This window comes from Streptomyces sp. BK340 (assembly GCF_007827595.1).
Lineage (GTDB): Bacteria > Actinomycetota > Actinomycetes > Streptomycetales > Streptomycetaceae > Streptomyces.
This window is the reverse complement of sequence record NZ_VISR01000055.1, coordinates 1-19,702: the sequence shown is the minus strand read 5'-3', so window position 1 is coordinate 19,702 and position 19,702 is coordinate 1. Positions and strand designations below refer to the sequence as shown.

General features: G+C 67.3%; 17 protein-coding genes. 3 read left to right on the top strand and 14 right to left on the bottom strand.

All coding sequences use genetic code 11. The annotated features are described in order from the left end of the window. The 3 genes from FB157_RS47880 to FB157_RS46440 form a co-directional block, all read left to right on the top strand. Positions 1–366 (top strand): hypothetical protein (locus FB157_RS47880; protein ID WP_186582006.1); only part of this gene is annotated, 366 nt, incomplete at its 5' end. Positions 367–649: 283 nt separating this feature from the next. Next, positions 650–868: a ubiquitin-like protein Pup gene (locus FB157_RS49820; protein ID WP_145887798.1), complete on the top strand. Its 219-nt coding sequence runs from the start codon at positions 650–652 to the stop codon at positions 866–868. 170 nt (positions 869–1,038) lie between these two features. Next, entirely contained in the window at positions 1,039–1,935 is an 897-nt protein-coding gene (locus FB157_RS46440) for a RimK family alpha-L-glutamate ligase (protein ID WP_145887795.1), read from the top strand. A 604-nt stretch (positions 1,936–2,539) separates the two neighbouring features. On the opposite strand, the gene FB157_RS48150 is transcribed toward FB157_RS46440, so the two are convergent. The 14 genes from FB157_RS48150 to FB157_RS46370 form a co-directional block, all read right to left on the bottom strand. Continuing rightward, the gene (locus tag FB157_RS48150) at positions 2,540–2,782 is read right to left on the bottom strand and encodes a hypothetical protein (RefSeq protein ID WP_145887794.1); all 243 of its coding nucleotides are present in this window, start codon (positions 2,780–2,782) and stop codon (positions 2,540–2,542) included. Between the two features lie 247 nt (positions 2,783–3,029). Beyond that, positions 3,030–3,740 (bottom strand): thioesterase II family protein, encoded by a 711-nt coding sequence (locus FB157_RS46430; RefSeq protein WP_261387061.1) that lies wholly within the window; start codon positions 3,738–3,740, stop codon positions 3,030–3,032. Between the two features lie 44 nt (positions 3,741–3,784). Further along, positions 3,785–4,915, bottom strand: coding sequence for an alpha/beta fold hydrolase (locus tag FB157_RS46425; protein ID WP_145887790.1), 1,131 nt, complete (start codon positions 4,913–4,915; stop codon positions 3,785–3,787). Then, positions 4,912–6,159, bottom strand: coding sequence for an FAD-dependent oxidoreductase (locus FB157_RS46420; RefSeq protein ID WP_145887788.1), 1,248 nt, complete (start codon positions 6,157–6,159; stop codon positions 4,912–4,914). Before FB157_RS46420 ends, FB157_RS46425 begins: the two co-directional genes overlap by 4 nt. Beyond that, complete coding sequence (locus tag FB157_RS46415) at positions 6,156–6,842, bottom strand: 2-oxo acid dehydrogenase subunit E2 (protein ID WP_261387059.1); 687 nt, start codon at positions 6,840–6,842, stop codon at positions 6,156–6,158. Before FB157_RS46415 ends, FB157_RS46420 begins: the two co-directional genes overlap by 4 nt. 52 nt (positions 6,843–6,894) lie before the next feature. Further along, positions 6,895–7,122 (bottom strand): acyl carrier protein, encoded by a 228-nt coding sequence (locus FB157_RS46410; RefSeq protein WP_145887784.1) that lies wholly within the window; start codon positions 7,120–7,122, stop codon positions 6,895–6,897. Beyond that, on the bottom strand, positions 7,119–8,999 hold the full coding sequence (locus FB157_RS46405; RefSeq protein WP_145887782.1) for an HAD family hydrolase: 1,881 nt from the start codon (positions 8,997–8,999) through the stop codon (positions 7,119–7,121). The genes FB157_RS46410 and FB157_RS46405 overlap by 4 nt, the downstream gene beginning before the upstream one ends. Before the next feature lie 11 nt (positions 9,000–9,010). Continuing rightward, entirely contained in the window at positions 9,011–10,033 is a 1,023-nt protein-coding gene (locus FB157_RS46400; protein ID WP_145887781.1) for a 3-oxoacyl-ACP synthase III family protein, read from the bottom strand. Between the two features lie 5 nt (positions 10,034–10,038). Then, positions 10,039–12,954: a type I polyketide synthase gene (locus FB157_RS46395; RefSeq protein ID WP_145887779.1), complete on the bottom strand. Its 2,916-nt coding sequence runs from the start codon at positions 12,952–12,954 to the stop codon at positions 10,039–10,041. Then, positions 12,951–13,136 carry a hypothetical protein gene (locus FB157_RS46390; protein WP_145887777.1) on the bottom strand — a complete coding sequence of 62 codons (186 nt, stop codon included), beginning with the start codon at positions 13,134–13,136 and terminating at the stop codon, positions 12,951–12,953. Before FB157_RS46390 ends, FB157_RS46395 begins: the two co-directional genes overlap by 4 nt. Then, on the bottom strand, positions 13,136–13,411 hold the full coding sequence (locus tag FB157_RS46385; protein ID WP_145887775.1) for an acyl carrier protein: 276 nt from the start codon (positions 13,409–13,411) through the stop codon (positions 13,136–13,138). Before FB157_RS46385 ends, FB157_RS46390 begins: the two co-directional genes overlap by 1 nt. A 43-nt stretch (positions 13,412–13,454) precedes the next feature. Then, positions 13,455–15,113: an acyl-CoA dehydrogenase gene (locus FB157_RS46380; protein WP_145887773.1), complete on the bottom strand. Its 1,659-nt coding sequence runs from the start codon at positions 15,111–15,113 to the stop codon at positions 13,455–13,457. Then, the gene (locus tag FB157_RS46375) at positions 15,110–16,804 is read right to left on the bottom strand and encodes an acyl-CoA dehydrogenase family protein (protein WP_145887771.1); all 1,695 of its coding nucleotides are present in this window, start codon (positions 16,802–16,804) and stop codon (positions 15,110–15,112) included. Before FB157_RS46375 ends, FB157_RS46380 begins: the two co-directional genes overlap by 4 nt. After that, positions 16,801–18,564, bottom strand: a complete 1,764-nt coding sequence (locus tag FB157_RS46370; RefSeq protein ID WP_222441050.1) for a fatty acyl-AMP ligase — start codon at positions 18,562–18,564, stop codon at positions 16,801–16,803. The genes FB157_RS46375 and FB157_RS46370 overlap by 4 nt, the downstream gene beginning before the upstream one ends. Positions 18,565–19,702 lie beyond the last annotated feature (1,138 nt).

Genomic DNA, 19,702 nt, shown 5'->3' with positions numbered 1-19,702 from the left:
CCACCCGGAGCACTCCCGCGTCTGCCGGACGCGAACGCCGCACTCGCCTGGTTCCGCTCCGAGGAGTCCACCATCCGCGCACTCATTGACGCCACCACCAGCGGCACCGAACACGAACGCTCCTCACAACTCGCCCACACCTGCGACACCCTCGCCACCAGGGCCGGCCGACCCACCGACCGCACGAGCCTGGCCGCACAGCACACGGACCGTCGGGCACACCACACCCACGACGCCTCCAACGGCCTCCACGAAACACGCCAGCACACCAACCCCACCCACACCCCCCACCACCAACCACACCCCGACGAAGAAACCCCTCCAGCAACGGGGACATCACACACCGGGCTCGTGTTCACACAATGACCTGATACGACCGCGCCACGTGACGCATGGTCAGTTGGGCCAAAGTCGATGAGCCGGCTCACGGCACAACTGGTCGGAGTTTCTGCTTCGTATGAACCCTGTCGGACTCGTCGTACGTGATCCAGTCGAGGGCGGCGCGGCCGCGCTCCTTCGGGCAGGACCAATAGTCGTCAGGCGCCGGGAACGTCGGGGCCTGCAACTGGCCGTCCTGGATGGTCTCGTATGGATGACTGTGTTCAACTGCGACGGGGGTTGACTCCGCGCGCAGGGAGGGGACTGAGTCGTGCACCGTAGGGAAGAGCACCGCCGTCAGGAGGACCCCCGCGAGGAGGATGTACCGGCCGAGGTCGGGGATCAGCCCGCGGCAGGCGACTCGACGGTTTCGTCGGACGCCGATGAGCTCCTCGGTGAGATTGACGAGGTCCTCAGGAGGGAGGGCCTCGACACCGAGGCCGCCGCCAAGAGTTTCGTCGAGGGGTACGTGGCGAAAGGCGGCCAGTAGGCGTGCCCGTCCCAGCAGCAGGCAGGCAAGGAACTGCGCCTCAGGATTCGCCGCGCACACCGAGATCGTCGTTATTCGTCGCGCCGGCACGCCGACTCATTCGCCGGTTGCGTCGCTCGGCGTCTCGCAATGTCGCAGCGACTGGACAGGTGGAGACGGGACGAGACCTATTGGTCGTCAACGGTGAGGTGTTCCAGCCGGGGTATGCCGTGTCCGCAGGCCTGGAACTCGGAGACGAGTTCAAGATCTTTTTCTGTGGCATAGAGGACATTGCGTTCTCCATCGAGACCGACCGAACCCGGGTGTACGAGACGATCGGAGGCCGGGACCTGGCAGAGTTCGGGTTGGTCCAGGTCGCCTCCTATCCACGGCCGACGGCCACGCTGCTGAGTTCCGTCTCCGCGTACCTGGAGCACCGGAAGAGGCCACCGATCAAGGCAGCCGCGATCAGCGCTCCGACCAAGCTCTACCAGCTGATGGTCCTTGCACAGCATCGGCTTCCGGTGCCCGCCACGTTCTATCTGCCACGGAAGTTGCTGCATGGCTCATTCCCCCAGCTCGCCGACCGGCTTGGCCTGCCGTTCATCCTCAAGGCGATGAACGGCCAGGGCGGGCGACTGAACTTCCTGATCAAGACCGAGATCGACTTCCTGCGGTACGTCGAGGACCCAGCACACGCGAAAACCGCCCTTCTCGCCCAGAAGTTCATACCCAACAACGGCACCTTCCGGATTCTGGTGTTCGGCGGTGATGTGCCGATAGTCATGCACCGTTGCAACACCGACGGCTCTCATCTCACCAACACCCAGCAGGGTGGGCACGCCACGTTGTTCGACGTGGAGACCTTCGATACAGAGGCGCTGGAGATGACCGTTCGGGCAGCTGAGCTCATGGGCTGCGAGGTCGCCGGCGTGAACGTCGTACAGGACCGAGAGACCCGTCAGTGGTACCTGCTGGAGGTCAGCTCCAGTCCCGCCATCGGTAGTGGGGCCTTCGCCGAGGAAAAGACCCGTGCCTTCTCTTTCTATCTCCGCACGAAGCTTTCCGATGCGCGCGTCAATAGCTGACAACCCTAGCGGGGTGCGCTCCCCTTCCAGGTCCCAGCCCTGGTAAACCGCCTGACGGTGGGGGTGTAGCGGCGGTGTGGCAGGAACGGGACGGTCTTGGCCAGACCGACCCGCCAACGGGTGCCCACGCCGCATGCACTGACAGCGGCAGCCGGCTGAGGTACTGGCCACGGCTATTCGCTGGGAGCACAGGGTGGGACCGTCGGCTGTCCGTGGTGGCTGTACCGGAGTGGTGCCCCTGCCTCGGTGTGCGAACCGCCCGGCGCTGCCGGACGCGCTAGCCGGGGTGCTGCCATCGACCACGGCAGCTGACCGGTGGGAACGTGCTGGGGGGTGGTGCACCTGACGATCGCGATCGTGCTGGGGGCGGCGAACTTCTCAGAGCGGCGCAACTCCATTTGCACCACCGGAGGTTGTTCGGGCTTGTAGCCTCGGAGGCCCCTGCCCGGCGCACGCTGGCCGTGCTCAACGAGACGTCAGCCGCCCGACTGGCCAAGCCGGATCCGCGGGTCGATACCGGCCATTGCCCGTTCTCGCCGGGGGGTACTTCGTCGGCGTTTACCCGACAGCGCCGCGCCGATCGGTTCCGTCCCGTCAACCTCACTCACATTCTGGCCGTGACCGGACTGATTCCTCGTCCGGTCAGCGGAGTGAACCTGGGAGATTCGATCGAGAATTCGGCCAGATTCTTCTGGCTGGTGGCGAAGGTGAGGCGAACGAATGCTGCGGTGTCCACTGTTGCGCTCATGCTGAATTCTGCTCCATCGCTGAGTGCAACTTTGGCGGTTCGAGCGAGGTGGGCTGCAGGGCTCGCGCGCCAGGGGTCGCTGTCCTGCCAGGCGGCCACGGTGGCGACGCGACTGAGGATGTGCTGGGCGTGCCGAAGTAGTCCGGAGGTGCGTCCGCGACTGCATCCTCGCGGGGGTGCTCACCGAGAGCGGACCCGCACGGCGTCCGGGTGCCGTGGAACCTCGGCACAGCCGCAGCCGCAGCAACACGCGAGGGGACCACCCGCCATCACGCGGAACAAACGGGGCGAACCGACGACCCGCTCATGCACTCACAGCCGCTGACGAATCGAGGCTGGCACACGGTCATGAGCCACTTCGCGGCGGAGAGCGATATCCGGAAAGCCCCTTCCGCAAAACCGCAAGCAGCAGGTCCGGTGAATCCTTGAGATAGAAGTGGCCCCCGCTGCACATGGTCAGGGTGAACTCCCCGCTGGAGTGTGCACGCCACGCAGACAGCTCGTGGCGCCCCGCCAGCGGGTCTGCGTCGCCGCCGAAGACATGCACCGGACAGGGAAGTCGCGTGGCCGGCCGCTTGGCCACGCTCGCGCACAACGTCAGGTCGTCGATCAGGATGGGAAGCAGCAGCGCGAGCCAGTCCGGGCTGCCGAGCAGTTCATCGGGCAGTCCGCCGACCTCTTTGAGCCAGCTCACGAGTTCCGCCTCACTGGCCTTGTCGGCGGGCGGTAGTCCGGTGGGCAGGTGCGGTGGTCGGCAACCGGAGAGGAACACCGCTTCCGGGAGTCGCCCACCGGTCGCCGACCGGTGGGCGGCGAGCCGGTGCGCGATGAGTGCTCCCATACTGTGCCCGAAGAGGACGTATGGCTGCTCCAGTGATGAGCCCAGCTCCCGGTCCAGATCCTCGATCAGACGGTCGATGTCGGTGAACCGTGGTTCCCGGATGCGCCGGTCGCGGCCGGGCAAGAGTACCGGCAGGACCTGTGCTTCCGGGGCGAGAGCCCGCTGCCAGCCCTGGAAGAGAGAGGGCCCCCCGCCGGCGTGGTGGAAGCAGTACATGCGCAGCTCGGGGGCGGGGTCGACCGGGACACTCAGGTAGGCGGTCACCGCCGCCTGCCGCGGATGCGGTTCTGCAGCATGCGCATGTTCAGCGCCAGGCCGAGTACGGCGGGTGTGACCGTGGCGCCGCGCATCGACAGCAGGGACTTCATGAGCCACAGACGTGTCTCAAGCAGGTGTTGGGGTGATCCGTGCACGTCGTCATGCTCAAGGACTTCGCTGTCACGGATGCGCCGGCGCACCAGTGCCGGATCGGCGGCCGGGATGATCTCGTCCCGGGCGCTGGCCACGTAGCGCACGGGTATGTCCACCTGAGACAGCTCGGCGTCGGTGAGCGCCCAGTCCGCGATCCGCTCCTGCAGTTCGTCGACGGGGTGCCCGGTCAGGTGGGCTAGCGTGCGCAGGGTCGTGCCCGGCAATTGCGGCCACCAGTCCTGGTCGGTGAAGAACGCCGATATCGGCGCGCCGACCGTGCAGATGCCGCGCAGCCGCTTGTCGTCCGCCGCGGCACGGATGGCCAGGTTCCCACCGAAACTCATTGCGAGGACGTACGCCTCGGAGACTCCGCGCAGTTCGGCCAGGCGGTCGAGCAGCGCGGGGAAGATGCGCCACGCATTCCTGTCGTAGTGGACGCTGCTCTCGCCCACGCCCGGCAGCTCGGCGCAGGCCACCGTCATGCCGAGGCGCCGGGCCATCGGCAGCAGTTCTCCCCACTGCTCCTTGATGCTGATGATCCCGCCGACCACGATCAGCGCGGGTCCGGACCCGCCGCGCGCGCTGGGCGGTGCGCTCAGCCAGAACGGCATCCGGCCGTCGCCGACCCTTACCTCCTCGCGGGTTATCCGATGGGGCGTCGCCCAGCTCTGGAAGGCGGTTACGCACTCGCGCAGGGCCGCGGCCCGTTCCGGACCGTCGACGAATGGGAACCGGGCCATGTTGTAGTGCCTGCAGGCCAGCAGGTGGTCGTCTGCGGCGAGATGGCGCTTTGCGGCGGCGGACCAGGCATCGACCCAGGAAGTCGGGGTGCCCGCCCCGTCGGAGGTGATGCTCCGCAGCAGCTGTGCGCAGTCGGCCTGCGGAATGCCCTGCGCCTGCGCGTGGAGCAGTACCAGATCTTTCAACTCGGTGAGGTCGGCGGCGTCGCCCCGACGGTCGCCGCTGGAGAACGTGCTCATGCCTCCGCTGCCTGCAGCTGCTGGGCGACCGGATCGGCCACTTGCGGAATGGTGAAGTAGGCCCGGCCGAGCACCCGCTGCTTCACCGGGGGCAACCCGTTGATCATCCGGTACAGCGAGCGTCGCAGCAGCGTGGCGGGCGGCGATGCGAGAGTGAAGATCTTCTCCTGGCGGAGCTGCAGGTGGCGGGCCTGCCGGACCTTGCCCTCACGCACGAGCCGGAACCGGATGCCGGCCCGGTCCAGTGCTGTGCCGGTGTCCGGGCCTGCCAACGCCCGGTCCACCAGCCGCGCCAGGACGAGCGCATCCATGATCGCGTGGTTCACACCATGGCCGAGGATCGGCGAGAGTGTGTGCGCGGCGTCGCCGATGAGCACGAGTCCCGGAATGCTCCATTGCGGAACCACTGTGGTGAAGATGTCCAGCATGATCGTGTCCGACCAGCTCGTGACGTGTTCCCGCACCAGCGAACCCAGTTCGGGCGCGAGTTCGTCCATACGATCGTGCAGAGCGCCGATGCCCGCGGCCCGTGTGTCCTTCAGACCGCCCTTGGGAATGTTGAATCCGACCCGGACCATGTTGGGGTGGGTGGGGAGGAAGATCGCGTGCCGGTCCTGTTTGATCCGGATGCGGTATCTGTTGGGCTCCCATATCTGCGGGTAGGGCATCTTGAACCACAGCACATCGCGTTCCAGCGGCGCTTTGTGGTGCTCGATCCCCGCCATGTCCCGTATCTTGCTGTACCGGCCGTCGGCACCGATGGTGACAGGGCTGATGATCTCCAGTTCACCCTGCTGGGTCTGGCAGCGCACACCGGTCACCCGCCCACTGACACGCAGCAGGCCGACCGCCTTCGCCGGCCGGATGATCCGGAACCCCGGGCGCCTGCTCGCCGCCTCGGTGATGACCCGCAGCAGCATGGGCTGCGGGATCTCCATGGGAAACGGCTGTGGCTGGTCGAACCGGCGGAAGTCGACGCTCAGGAGGGGCCGCCCGTTCTCGCTGATGTCCAGTCCGTGTGCCTCCAGAACTTTCTGGTCGCGGAGTGGCTGCAGCAGTCCCAACTGGTCGAGCAGCCAGACCGAGTCCGGCAGGATCGACTCGCCACGGAAGGAGCGGTCGAAGTCCTCGTTCTTCTCCACCACGACGACATCGCGGCCTGCGGCGGCGAGGGCGAGCGCAAACACGAGTCCGGCCGGGCCGCCTCCGATCACACACGCGTCGGCGGTGATCTGCTCGGTCATGATGTGTTCTCCAGATCGGTCTTGATCTCATCGAGTACGTCCGCCGCCTCGGCTCCGTCGACCACCCGGTGGTCGAAGCAGAGGTTGAGGCGCATCACCGGGGCGATGGCCACCTCGTTTTCTCGGATGACGGGGGTTGGCTTCACCTGGCCGAGGTTCAGCGTGATCGCGGTGCCGCCGGTCGCGTGAAAGCCGTTGACAGCGCGGTGTCCCAGCGATGACACGGCCAGTGTGCCCATCAGCTGAGGTCGTTTAGGGAGGATGGCCATTACGGCGCGGAACGTGGGCCAGCCGAGCAGCGCTGGCAGTCGGTGCAGCATGAAGGTGCCGCGCAACTCGGGGAGTTCGTCGACCGGCGTGTCCTTTATCCGTGCGAACGCCTGCTGTATCTCGTCCAGATCCGCTCCACGCAGGTCCGGCAACACCGCCGACAGGACCACCCGTTGGCCGGCCAGGGTGCGGTCCATAGCAATCTTCGGCTGTACGGCGCCGAATCGGGCGAGCTTGGGCCGCAGACCGCCGCCGAGTGCGGCGTTGCAGTCGGGATGGCGCTCCAGCACCCGTGTCGCCGACCGCAGGACGTAGCTGAGCAACGAGTAGCGGACACCTTCCTCCGACGCGCGTTCCCGGTGGGCGAGCACGCCAGTGAAGTCGACGTCGGTGTCCAGGAAGACCGGGGACATCCGGTGGGCATGCCGCAGGAAGTACAGCGTGTGGCTGCGCTGGTTGGCGATCCTAGGCATCGGCGACCACGAGCATTCGTGCCTGGTTCAGTGTGCGGGCTTCCAGCAGCGCGTTGAGGGCGATGCTCTTCCCGGTACGTGCTTCCATCAGGCTCAGCAGCCGGACCAGGGTCAGGGAGTCCCAGTGCCGCAGTGTGTCCACGTCCCGGTTCAAGTCCTCGGCGGACAGCCGCAGTCCCAGGTCCTCGTCCAGTATCTCCAGGAATTCCGTCTCAGTCACTTTGTCGCCCTCCGCTGCAGGTTGGTCACGGTCAGATGGGTGAGGGGGCTGGGCAGCTCGGCCAGGCCGCGCACCCATGTCGCGGTGTCGCTGTCGGGTTCGGCCGTCACGAACCCGTGCTCTTCGTAGAACCGGGCGAACCGGCCGTTTTTCGGTGTCGGCCGGTAGCGCGCGACTACTCGGTCCACTCCCAGCTCCACCGCATGCGTCAGCACCTCGCGCACGATGGCGCTCTCCAGGCCGCGGCCGAAGACACGGCAGCTGAGCAGCATGTTGTCGATGTGCAGCTGGTCGTCGGTGATCCGGTGGAACACCACGCCGACGATGCCCGCTTCACCGAACCGGTCACCACAGCGGACGGCCCACACATCACTGCCCGGCTCGGACAGCGCTGCCCGCACCTGGGCCAGGTCCATCCGGGCCGTAGTCATGTTGAACTGGTTGGTCCTCTGGGTCAGCTGGGCGATTCTCGCCAGGTCCTGCTCGTCCGGACGAAAGATCTCGACCCGCGTGTCCAGGCTCTCCAGGTACTCCTTCAGCGACGAGGACGCCGACCGGAAGGAGTCACGCTCGGCCTCTGCCCGATAGGCGTCCCGGCGGGCGCGGTCTTCGCCGGTCAGCCGCAGTGCGGCGAACCAGTCACCGGCCAGCAGCTGCTCCGCGTGCCGCGCGGGCTCCGAACCGACCTCGACCACTGCCACCTTCGGCAGATGGTCGCGGACCAGCCCGCATTCGAAGGCGCTGTCGTCGACGAAGACCACACTGTCCAGGCCGAGGTTGAGTGCCTCGGTCAGCCCTGCGATCCCCCGGTCCTTGGGCTCCCAGTTGGCGACGATGGCGACGAAGTCCTCCTCGCGCAACACCATCTCGGCCCGCTCGGCGAGTGCCGTGCGCACGAGTTGTTCGTCGTTCTTGCTGCACACGGAGAGGAGGACGCCCTGAGAACCGAGCTGGGCCACCGTGCGCTGGAAACGCCGGAACGCGTCGCCGGGACCGGCGTGGCCGATCTGCACCCCGGTCACGCCGTCGTCGCCGAGTACACCGCCCCAAAGGGTGCCGTCGAGGTCCAGTACGAGAACCTTCTTGGTCTGCCCGCGGAGCACCCGGGCGACTGTGGCGATCTCGTCGGCGATCCGGTGGAGCAGCCCCTCGGAGTAGCCAACCTGGGTGTAGACCCGCAGGCGCGGCTCGTCGAGGGCCACCGGCGCGGTCAGCAACACGTCCAGGTCCACTACGACGCACCGGGGCAGCTCGGCGGTCAGTCGGAGCAGCGCGGCGTTGAACTCCCGCCATATCAGACCGAGTCCGGCCCGGGACTGGAAGTCGACCAGCTGTTTCGCCAGCCAGGCGGGCAACGGCACGGTGGTGAGCACCAGGGTGCCGCTCCCTGCCCGGTCGTGCTCGGCCGCCAGGGCGCGTATCCGGTCGCCGACCGATCGCAGCACGCGCTCGCAGTCGGTCGGCGTCCACACTGCCGCCAGCTCGGCGGTGATCAAGTCGGGGTCGAGCAGGCACACGGTGAGGTCGGTCTGCCCGCAGTACACCTCGCTGCCGGGGTCGCCCAGGTCGTTGATGTACTGTCCTTGACCCTGCGGGCGCAGCAGTAGCCGGTTCCGGGCGAACGCAGCGGCCAGTGGTGCCCGCAGGGGCGCTGTCGTCCCGTTGCCGGTGATCACGACGTCGAGTGTGGTGACCGCGGGGTCCGAGGCGGTGACGTCATGCGGGTCCAGGCCGAGCAGGAGCTGCCCGAGGGCGGCCTGCCTGTGCTCGGGCAGCGAGTCGGCCAGTGCGCCTATCTCGGCGTAGGCGGTCGCCAGCTGTCCGGTGTCGCGCAGCAGACGAACCCGTTCCCATGCTAGATCGGCAGCGGAGGTCATGGACGGCACCCTCAAACCCCCTCGACAGCGAATCCGGCTTTGATCCACTTGCTCGACTCGACCGAGACCGCTACGGCCCGCTCTCCCGGGCTCAGCAGGCCCGCGAGCCGTTCGAGCTGGAGGAACGGCAGGGCGTTGCCGGTGTTCCCGGTATCGGCGATACAGCTGACCTCTTTCGCTCCGGGCAGGCCGAGTGTGGACACGATCCGTTCGGTCATCCGGCCGGAGAGCTGCGGCGGAAGCAGGTATGCAAGGTCCTCGGCCTGCCAGCCCGCATCATCGAGCAGCTGCCAGAGGATCTCCTTCGCCATCGTCGGCACCCTCTCCTCGATGGCCTTGTAGTCCTCGTTCGCGGCCTGCCCGCCGCGCTCCCGGTCGGCCTCGCCGAACCAACGGATGACCTGGCCCGGACGCTGTCCGCGACCGGTCACCTGATTGAGTACCGTGCGAATGGCCATGCCGGCAGGAGGCCGCTCGCGGGTGAGTACGACCGCGCCCGCGCCGTCGCCGAAGAGCACGTAGTTGACCAGCTCGGTGGACGGGAGGGAGCCGAACTCGCGGTCCAGTCGCAGATGCTTGGCGCAGACGTCGCCACCGATCACCAGGCCGGTTTCGTGCTCCGGACGCTGCAGCAGCAGGCAGCCGAGGTCCAGGGCCTGAACGGCGCCCGCGCAGCCGGACTGCAGCTGGTACGTGGGCACCTGGTCGATACCGAGCCGGTCGGCAGCCTGATTCACCGTCGCAGGCATCAACTCGTCCGGCGTTGCGGTGGCGAGCACCACGAAGTCGACTTCGGACGCGGTGATCCCGGCCTGGTGCATGGCCTGTTCCCCGGCGCGCTCGGCGAGGTCGGCCAGGGTGCTGGTCTGCTCTCCGGTTTCGAGGTCAACGGCGAAGTGACGGGTCCGGGTCCCGATGAACCGGTCGATCCACTCGGCGCTGACTCCGATCCGCCGGGCAAGGGCTGGGTTGTCGATCGGTGCGCCGGGCAGAGCGGTGCCCACCGCGCGGATGTGACTGGTCGGAGTGGACATGGCTGTCACCTCGTTGCTGTTCCGGGGCGGTCGGACCGCTGCCGGAGGTACGTGATCAGGTCGCCGGGCGTCTGGATCTCCGCCAGCAGCGCCTCGGTGTCGATGGTGATTTCAAATCGGCGTTCGAGTTGAGCCCTGAGCCGGACGAGCATGATGGAGTCGAAGCCGAGCTCTTCGCCGAGACGGGCACCGACCGGGATCTCCGCCGGTCTGTAACCACTGATCTCGCCGAGCATCTCCAGCACGGCCGTATGCACGTCATCCACATCGGCCTGGTCCGGGACGGACGGTTCGGCGCGGTGGGAGCTGGTGGTGGTGACATCAGCCGCCGACCTGCCGTTTCCGGCCGTGGCCCAGAATCGGCTGTCGGTGGAAAAGCGATAGGGCGTCAGCCGGACCAGGTGCCGCTGGTCGGCGTCGTACAGCGTGTCCCAGGCAGGCCTGACACCTGCCCTGGCCAGCCGGGCGATCACGTCTGCGGCTTCGAGACCGGTGGCCGCCGGACCGGGACAGGGGGTGAGGATCTCCGCCGTTGTCTGGGCCGCCCTGCGGACCATGGGGCCGAGTACCCGCCTGGGGCCGAGCTCGATCACGAAGTCGACGCGCCGGGCCCGGGCAGCCGTCATGGCGTCGGCCCAGCGCACCGGATTGCGCACATGCTCGGTCCAGTACTCGGCGTCCATCAGTTCTCCGGAGGCGAGTTCCCGGCCGTACAGTGTGGAGTAGATCGGGACAGTGGCCGACCGGTAGGTGAACCTGGCGGCCACGGCGGCGAACTCCGCGAGCATCGGCTCCATGAGCGGAGAGTGGAAAGCGTGCGAAACGTTCAGCCTCCGGGTGGGGACGTCCCGTTCCCGCAGTGCTTCGGCGACGCGTTCGAGCTCGGCGACCGGTCCGGAGCACACGGTGTCCTCCGGTCCGTTCAGCGCCGCGACACCCACCGTGTCGTCAAGGAGGTCGAGCACAGAGCAGAGTTCGCCGCGTACCGCGAGCATGCCGCCGCCGGACGGCAGTTCCTGCATCAGCCGAGCGCGCGCGGCCACCAGTTCGCAGGCGTCGGGCAGGGCCAGTACACCGGCGTGCACGGCGGCAGCGAACTCCCCGATGCTGTGGCCGATCAGCCAGTTGGGCCGAACTCCCAGCTCGCTCAGCATCGCCGACATCGCGTAGCCGACGGCGAAGATCGCCGGCTGGGCAAGTCCTGTCTGCTGGGTCAGCGGTTCCTCGCCCAGTACGAGACTGGACACGGAACGGCCGAGGTGCTCGGCCATCGCCTCGTCCACCTGGGCCAGTGCCCGGCGGTACCCCGCGAACCGGTCGTGCAGCGCCCGGGTCATGCCCGGGTATTGGGCGCCCTGCCCGGTGAACAGCCAGCCGACCTTGACGTCGCGCTTCGCCACATCGGCAATGCCGTCGGCAGACGCCGGGGTCTCGGTGAATCCGCGCAGCGTCGCGAGGGCGTCCTGGGGACCCGATGCGGCGAACGCCAGTCTGTGCCTACCCGTCGACTTGACCTGGTTGCTTGTCCAGCAGAGCCTGACGAAGCGGCGCTCGGGCAGATCGGCGAGCTCGGCCGCCAACTCCGCCGCGTTGCGCCGCAGACCCGCGCTGCTGTTGGCGGACAGCGTCACGATCCCTGGTTCCGGCCGCTCGGGCGGCGACGTCGCGCGATGCCCGCGCAGCACGAGGTGGGCATTGGTGCCGCCCAGTCCGAAGCTGCTCACCGCGAGCAGCGGAACCGGACCTCTCAGTCGCTGAGGAGCCCTGAGCAGCTTCAGGCCCTTGGCTCGCAGGTCGAGCCTGGAGTTCTCGGTGTCCGCGTGCCTGCTCGGAGGCACCACACCGTGGTGTGCGGCGAGGGCCATCTTGATCAGTGCCGAGATGCCGGCCGCGCCCTCGGTGTGCCCGATGTTGCCCTTGACCGAGCCGAGCGCACAGGGGGCGGGCCGGTCCACGCCGTGCACTGCGCCCAGCGCGCTGGCCTCGATCATGTCACCGAGCACGGTGCCGGTCCCGTGTGCCTCCACGGCCGCGATCTGCTCCGGGCGGATGCCCGCCCTGCTGTAGGCGTCCCGGATCACCTGCTCCTGGGACCAGCGGTTCGGTGCTGTCAGGCCGTTGCTCCGGCCGTCCTGGTTGACCGCGCTGCCCGTGATCACCCCGTAGATCGGCAGGCCCGCTGCCTCGGCGTCGGCCAGCCTGCGGAGCACGACGGCGGCGACGGCCTCACCGCGTACGATCCCGTTGGCCTCGGCACTGAACGGCTTGCAGGTGCCGTCCGGGGCCGACAGGCCGGCCTGGGTGTAGAAGATGTTCAGCGCCGGAGTCATCATGATGTTGACTCCGCCGACGATCGCCTGGTCGCACTCTCCTACCCGCAGCGCCGAACACGCCTGGTGGACGGCGACCAGTGACGACGAGCAGGCGCTGTCCACCGCCCAGCTCGGTCCCTTGAGGTCCAGCAGGTAGGAGACCCGGTTCGCGATCATGCAGTAGCCGTTGCCGGAACCCAGATGCGGCGTGATCCGCTCGTAGTCGGTCATCCGCAGCTGGGCCCACTCGTTGCCCATCACCCCGATGAAGACACCCGTGTTGGTGCCTGCCTGCGCGTGCGGATCCAGGCAGGCGTCCTCCAGCGCCCGCCATGCGACCTGGGCCATCAGGCGTTGTTGGGGATCCATTGCCTCGGCTTCCATGGGGGAGATGCCGAAGAACTCGTGATCGAAGGCGTCAGGGTCGGCGAGGAATCCGCCCCGGGTGGTGTTCAGCCGACCCGAGCCGAGGTAGGTGTCTGGGTCCCATCTGTTGTGGGGTACGGTGCTGATGGCGTCAGAACCGCGCATCAGCAGGCTCCAGAACTCCGCCGGATTCGCGGCGCCCGGAAACCGTCCGTCGATGCCGACAATGGCGATCTCCGTCATGCCGCCCTGCCTTCTTGCGTGGGTCCCAGCGTGGCGCGGCCCTGGCAGCCGAGGGCGAGCGGCACCCGCAGGTCCCCATCGGTCCGGTCCGTCACAAGGTCAACGTTCTCGACGCGCTCCTGCGCGACCGACAGCCCCAGCAGGCGTGGCCGCCCCGGCGTCTCAAGGCTTGACAGCAGCATCAGGCAGCTTCTTTGGCGGCGCGCACCAGCGCCATCAACCCGTCCGACAAGGCGCTGATGGTCGGATAGTCCCAGGCCAGAGTGGGCTCGACATCGATACCCAGTGCGTCCTCGATGTCACCGGCCAGCGTCAGCGCGTAGACCGAGTCCAGACCGAGGTCGGAAAACGGTGCCTGCGGGTCCACCTCTTGCGCGTCCAGACGCAGATAGCCCGCGACACGGTCTATCAGCCATGCCTCGAGTTCCGCGGGGCTGATCTCGATGTTCATCGTCATGTCTTTCCTTGAAGTTCTTTGTTGTGACTCGGGATCGAGGGGTTCAGCCGAAAATGGGCGAGCGGTCCAGACCGCAGGACAGTCGCTGATCGACACGGGTGGTGAGCTCGTCGAACAAGGGCTCGGCGAGCTCGTCGGCGAGGACGCCGTCGCCGTAGCCCAGGCGCGCGGCGAGCCGGGTGAGTGCTGCGGTCAGCCACTGTGGGCTGCTGAGGAACTCGGAAGTGGCGAACTGCCTGGTGCCCAGGCATGCTGCCGCCGCGAGCAGTATGGTGTAGCGCTTGGCGAGCTCGAAGGCTTCGGCACTGGCGGCCGGGCCCAGCTCCCAGGGGGGAAGGCGCAGGCTGTCCGCGCGAAGCTCGGCCAGGGCCGCGGCGAAGAACCCGGGCAGGTCGTCATCGGGGGGAATCTGGGCCAGCGTGGACATCAGTGGATCGGGTGCCTTGTCGGTAACGGACAGTCCGCTGACATCCAGCTCGGGGAGTGCGATGGCGGTGTCGAACAGTTCGGCGGGCGGCGGAGCCGGGGACCAACTGCGCTTGGCGAGCGTGGGGAGCTGGGCCAGGACGGTGAGCAGGCAGGAGGTCGCGCCGGCGTGCCCAATGCTGACCAGGGGAAGGTCCCGGGAGAACTTGCCGAACGCCGCGTGCCGACCTTCCCGAAGATAGGACCGGGCGCCCAGGATGACCGACAGCTCGTGATGAGCTTCCTCGAGCAGCAGCGGCACCAGGTACTTCACCGCCGCCGCCGGCGTCGAACTTGCCCTGGGGGCCAGGTGCAGGCCGCGGCAGACCGCCGTCGCCAGGCAGTCCGCGATCAGCAGGTCCGTGAAGGCCGTGGCCAGCGTGCCGCGTGCGTGCGGCAGATCGGCGACGGTGCAGCCGTACAGCCTGCGGTTTGTGGCGAAATCGTGAGCGAGGTGCAGGGAGGAGTCCAGGAGGCCGATCGCCATGCCCGGGAGCGTTGCCCGGGTGATCTGGAAAGCCCGCAGTGCTGTCTCCACCCCTTGGCCCGGCGCACCGACAAGTGCGTCGAAGCCGACCGCGGAGTTGTCGAAGACGATCCCGCCAAGATGACACCCTCGCATCCCTGAGGTGGTGAACCGGGGCAGGTACCGCACCGAGTCCTCGGGCAGGTTCCGCTTGTCGATCAGCAACGTCGAGTGTGCGCGCGGCCCCGGCGCGTCGGCGGTGCGGGCGAACAGCACGAGCGATTCGGCGCGTTCGACGTTGTTGATGACCTGCTTGGTGCCGGACAGGAGGATCTGGTCTGTGGTGATCCGCGCCGCGAACTCATTGCGCAGGAAGTCGTTTCCGTGGGCCAGCTCGTGGAAGGCAACAGCAATGCGCTTGCCCGCCAGGAGGTGGTCGGCGACTTTACGGCGCTGAGCAGCCGAACCGGCCGCCCACACATTGACGGCTGCCATCAGCGAGGTGACCCCGTAGCCCAAGCCCAGTGCCGGATCCCGGCGGAACACCGGGCGCAGCCTGCGGGCCAGCTCGTCCGACCCGGTCCACCGGCCGCCGAGTGAGCGGGGCACGAACTCGTGGTTGAAGTTCCACTTGTCCAGCAGCAACTCGCCTTCGCCGAGCGGTGCTGCCTGTTCGTCGGCGGCCAGGATCCCGGCGAAGCCCACAGGGTTGCCGTCGTTGAACGGATCGCCGAACAGCGTCTCCAGGCTGTCCAGTCCCACAGTACTCATCGGCTCGTTCCTTCGGCGACTCGGTGCGGCAGCAACGACAGCGACAGGCCCTGCTCCAGGCGGGCCCGCAAGCCGTCGACGATGGCCTCGTCCTGGCCGGCCGGGCGTGCGACAGCTTCGCCGAGACCCTCCAGAATCCGGCCGAGGACGGCCCGCTGCCACAGTCCGTCCGCCAGCAACGGGTCGGGCCGGCTCGTGTGTGCCGAGAGTCCGAGCACCGCGGCCGCCGCCCAGCACAGGGACAGTCGTTCGGCCAGGACGAAGCTTCGCCTCGGCACGGTGATCCGCACGGGACGGTGACAGGCGAGCTCGGCCAGCAGCTCTGTGTAGTGGTCGAGAACCCGCGCCGCATGTTCTCCGGCAGGCGTGTGCTTTGCTTGCCGGGCCAGATCCGGGAGCGCGCGCAGGAGGCTGCTGCCCGCGCGGGACACCAGCCGCAGGCGTACGGTGTCGAAGTCGGGCAGTGACTCGTCCGGATCCAGAGCGGTCCGAAGAGCGGCCGCGTCGTACGGGGTGCCCGCGTAGCGGGCCACGATCGGGAACTCGTTGATGATCGAGTTCAGGTTCACCAGCGTGTTCCCGTCGAAGATGCCGACGATGCGGTGGTCGCGAGCCAGCTTCTGGAACCGGCCGTCGATGTCCACGTTGGTCAGTTGTGATCGTGCGCCGAGGAACCTGCCGAGAGTGGAGATCATCCGGTCGGTGCGGCTGGGCAGCAGGTACTTGACCACGGCGGACACCAGACTCATCTCGCCGGTCAGCGCCTGGATGGAGCGGCTGCCGACCAACGCGACCGCCTCATTCAGCACATGGTCGGCGCCCGCATCGGCCAGCGTCCGGACGGCGTTGGGCAGTTCGAGCAGGCGGCGTCCGTACAACTGCCGTCCCTCTGCGAACTCCAGCGCGAGCCGCAGCGAGTGCTCGCCGGCCCCCAAGGACAGCGCCGAGCACAGCGTCCTGGTCAACTGGAGTCCCTTGAGGACGGTTTCAAGCCCGGTTCCTGGCGCACCCAGTCGTGCGGATGCGGGCACAAAGGCCCCCGTGAAGGCGATCCCACTGATGTCGGCGCCACGAATGCCGTGGGTGCGCACCTTCGGCAGGCAGCTGAACTCGGTCGGAGCCAGTGCCGTCTTGTCCACGACGAAGACATCGAAACCACGGGGACCGCCCCCCGTATGGGCAAGCACGGTGATCGCGCGTCCCCGCGTGGCGTTGTTGATCAGCCACTTTTCCCCAGTGAGCCGATAGCCGCCGGGTACCTCCTCGGCACGGACCTCGCCCGCCAGCAGATCGCTGCCGTGCGCCCGTTCCGTCAGCCCCCAGCTGACAGGAGCACCATAGATCACCTGGGCCCCCACCAACTGGGTCACCGCGGAGACGGGCGCGATCCACGCGCTCACACCGCCGAGAAACGTCTTTCCGTGTGCGATGGCCACGGTCAGGTCCCGACGCGCGACAGCACGGATCAACTGCAGCGGAACCGGGAAGTCCCGAAGCTTTCCGCCGAGCGGCTCGGGAACGTAGTACCGCTGCAGGCCCCGGGCATTGAGCAGGTCGCAGATCTCTCCCGGGAATTCCTCCGCCGCGTCCAGCTCGGCGCAGCGTGCGTAGGAGAAAGCGGCGGCGGGATCACGAGGATCGCCGAGGCCACGATCGAACTCCTCGGCCAGGGAAGCCGTCGCAACGCTCATCGCTGCGCCTCCGCAATCGCCGGGATGGCCTTGAGCACGTGTACGGCCGGGCGCAATGACTCGTGCAGGGTCTTGACCCCGTTGGCAAGGTACCGCTCCCGCATCAGACGGCGCTGTACCTTGCCGCTGGTGGTCCTGTGCACGACTCCCCGGTTGGTCAGCACCACGCTCGGTACCGGGATGCCGAAGGTCTGTGCGACGGCGCCGCTGATCCTTCCGGACAGCTCCTCCATGCTCAGCCCACCGAGCAGCCCCCTCTTGATCTCATGCAGGACGACAACATGCTCACCGTCGGCCTGGATGGAGAACACCGCGCCGGTACCCGCCGCGAGCGCCGGGTGCAGCTCCCTGACCGCGTACTCGATGTCCTGCGGGTACAGATTGCGGCCATTCAGGATCAGTACGTCCTTCAGCCTGCCGGTCACGTAGAGCTGGCCGTCGAGCAGTACACCCAGGTCCCCGGTGCGAAGGAAGGGTCCGTCGCCGTCTGCGGTGTGCGCCTGGAAGATCTCACGGTTGATGTCCGGCCGGTTCCAGTATCCGGCCGCGACGCTGTCGCCCCGGATCCAGATCTCGCCGACCTGACCGGCCGCGCGTTCCGCAAGCGTCGCAGGCTCCACGATGCGGATGTCCAGCGTGCTGGGGACCCCGCACGAGACCAGGCTGGTCGACTGTTCACCGTCATCGAGCTGGATTTCGTCACGTTCCAGCGCCATCCGATCCACGCTGATCACTTGGGCCTGCACGCCGACGTCGACGGAGGTGACAAGCAGGGTCGACTCCGCCATCCCGTAGCAGGGCACGAACATCTCCGGCCGGAACCCGGCAGGCGCGAAACGAGCGCTGAAGTCCGCGAGCGTCTTGGCCCGCACCGGCTCCGCGCCGTTCAGCACAGCCATCAGGGAGGACACGTCAAGCGCATGCAACTGCTCGTCGGTGATGGTGCGCAGGCACATTTCGAAGGCGAAGTTCGGCGCAACGGTCAAGTTGGCTCGCATCTGAGAGACCATCTGCAACCAGCGCACCGGGCGCTTGAGGAAACTTTCGGGGGCCATGAAGGCGCAGTCGCCGCCATCGTAGAGCGACTGCAGGAGCATCCCGATCAGGCCCATGTCGTGGAAGTGAGGCAGCCAGCCCACCGTTACCCCTTCGTCGCTCGTGCCCAGCCGGGATGCGGTCTCGGACCCGTTGTTCAGAAGATTTCCCTGCGTGACCATCACACCCTTCGGTTCGCTGGTGGAGCCGGAGGTGTACTGGAGAAACGCGATGGAATCAGGGCCGAGCGGCGGCATCCGCCAGTCGTCCGCCATGCCTATGCAGTCCTGGTCGACAGCGCGCACGTCGAGCCGGTTCTTGGAGAGCCGAGGGAGCTGTTCGCTGAGTTCACCGAGCAACGACGAGGTGGTCAGCACCAGTTCCAGGCCAGTGTCGGCCACGATGTTGGCGACCCGCCGGTAATTGCGCGGGTCCGTGGGCACCGGAGCAGGGATGGCGACGACCCCGGCGTACAGACAGCCGAGGAACGTCCGGAGGAAGTCCAGCCCGGCCGGGAAGAGCAGCAGCACTGGCTTGTCAGCAGGCGCCGAGTGGGCGAGCCACTCGGCGAGAGACCGCGCCGAGCTGTCCATTTCCCGGTAGCTGATCCGGTCCTTGACTAGGCCTTCCGCTCCGTCCGTGACAAAGGTGTAAAAGCGGTCGTCGGCGTAGGTGAGCAGCTGATCGCGAACATGGTGCGTGAAGCTGCGTGCAGTTGTGTTCACTGAGACTCCCGCATTGGGCAACCTGAGAATGTCTTGGTAACGGTCGAAGGTCGCCCGCAACCCGCCGGCCTCGAGAGGGGGTGACATCGAGAGCCACCATGACCTTCTGACACTCATTCCGTCGCCCACGTCCGAAATGCGATATCGCATGGTGAGAAGGCGGAGCGGCCTCTCTACCGATCCCGGCAGCCGCAGGTCGTCGACGCACATGGGCTCCCGCCGTTGCACGTGCATCGGCAGCAAGGTCCTTCAGGAACGTTTGAATGCCACGGCCAACCACTCTCACGAGCGGCCAGGATGGTCAGCCGCCATTTGTCGTGGCCTGTGACCTCAATGACGCTTGGAGCCTTCGCCGATCGACTCCCAGGGGCATCACACCTTCGGAGGGGCATGTCCCGCAGCGAGACGTCGGCTGCTCCGGCGCCGAACGGTGGGGCCGCAATGGCCCCCGTCAGAGACAAGGACGATCAACGGAGTAAGCCGGCACGTCCAGGATGTCCATCGCGTTCGGGCGGTACGGAACCAGCTCTGGTGTAGTGAGCGAGGCCCGATCGAGGCGGCGTGTAGGCCGGCAGGGTCCCTCTGAGGTCCCGCCGGCCGACCACGTCCAGACTGATCTTAACCACCTGGGAGTCCGTGGTGTCGCCTCCGGCATGCACGCGGGGAGGAACTGTCGCATGCAGCATGTGAGGGCCTTTCTCTCGTGCAGCGGCATAGGGAAGATCTCCCAATGCCACGTGGGCTCTTCTCTGCGGATCGGCGGCGGTCCGCGAATGCCTTCCCGAAAAGGTCTACGGGGCGGCCTGCATGAAAGGTTCAGTGATCAACGACCCGCGTGATGAGAGCAGGCGTCGAAGTGGCATGAGCTCACCGACGAGGCGTCCAGGTGAACCCCTGACCGACGGCTACCGAAGCTGCGATGTGGTTTCGATTCCTGCTCGCCGTGGCGGGGCGGCCTTCTACGATCCGATGCGCGCTGAATCCCGAACTGCTGGAACGGATCACCGCACGGCGCGAATAACTGGACAAACTCGAAGAACAGTTACTGACCTTGAATGCGTGATGTCGTCATGGTGGCTGGCGTCGGAGGCCAGTGCCGGTGAGGCAGCCGTCGAGGACGTCGTGGCGGTACTGGAGC

What these genes read in the sequence shown, in the direction of transcription:
- FB157_RS46430 (WP_261387061.1), bottom strand. Translation starts at nt 3,740, where the DNA reads ATGTACTGCTTCCACCACGCCGGCGGGGGGCCCTCTCTCTTCCAGGGC.
- FB157_RS46425 (WP_145887790.1), bottom strand. Translation starts at nt 4,915, where the DNA reads ATGAGCACGTTCTCCAGCGGCGACCGTCGGGGCGACGCCGCCGACCTC.
- FB157_RS46420 (WP_145887788.1), bottom strand. Translation starts at nt 6,159, where the DNA reads ATGACCGAGCAGATCACCGCCGACGCGTGTGTGATCGGAGGCGGCCCG.
- FB157_RS46415 (WP_261387059.1), bottom strand. Translation starts at nt 6,842, where the DNA reads ATGTCCCCGGTCTTCCTGGACACCGACGTCGACTTCACTGGCGTGCTC.
- FB157_RS46405 (WP_145887782.1), bottom strand. Translation starts at nt 8,999, where the DNA reads ATGACCTCCGCTGCCGATCTAGCATGGGAACGGGTTCGTCTGCTGCGC.
- FB157_RS46400 (WP_145887781.1), bottom strand. Translation starts at nt 10,033, where the DNA reads ATGTCCACTCCGACCAGTCACATCCGCGCGGTGGGCACCGCTCTGCCC.
- FB157_RS46395 (WP_145887779.1), bottom strand. Translation starts at nt 12,954, where the DNA reads ATGACGGAGATCGCCATTGTCGGCATCGACGGACGGTTTCCGGGCGCC.
- FB157_RS46390 (WP_145887777.1), bottom strand. Translation starts at nt 13,136, where the DNA reads ATGCTGCTGTCAAGCCTTGAGACGCCGGGGCGGCCACGCCTGCTGGGG.
- FB157_RS46385 (WP_145887775.1), bottom strand. Translation starts at nt 13,411, where the DNA reads ATGACGATGAACATCGAGATCAGCCCCGCGGAACTCGAGGCATGGCTG.
- FB157_RS46380 (WP_145887773.1), bottom strand. Translation starts at nt 15,113, where the DNA reads ATGAGTACTGTGGGACTGGACAGCCTGGAGACGCTGTTCGGCGATCCG.
- FB157_RS46375 (WP_145887771.1), bottom strand. Translation starts at nt 16,804, where the DNA reads ATGAGCGTTGCGACGGCTTCCCTGGCCGAGGAGTTCGATCGTGGCCTC.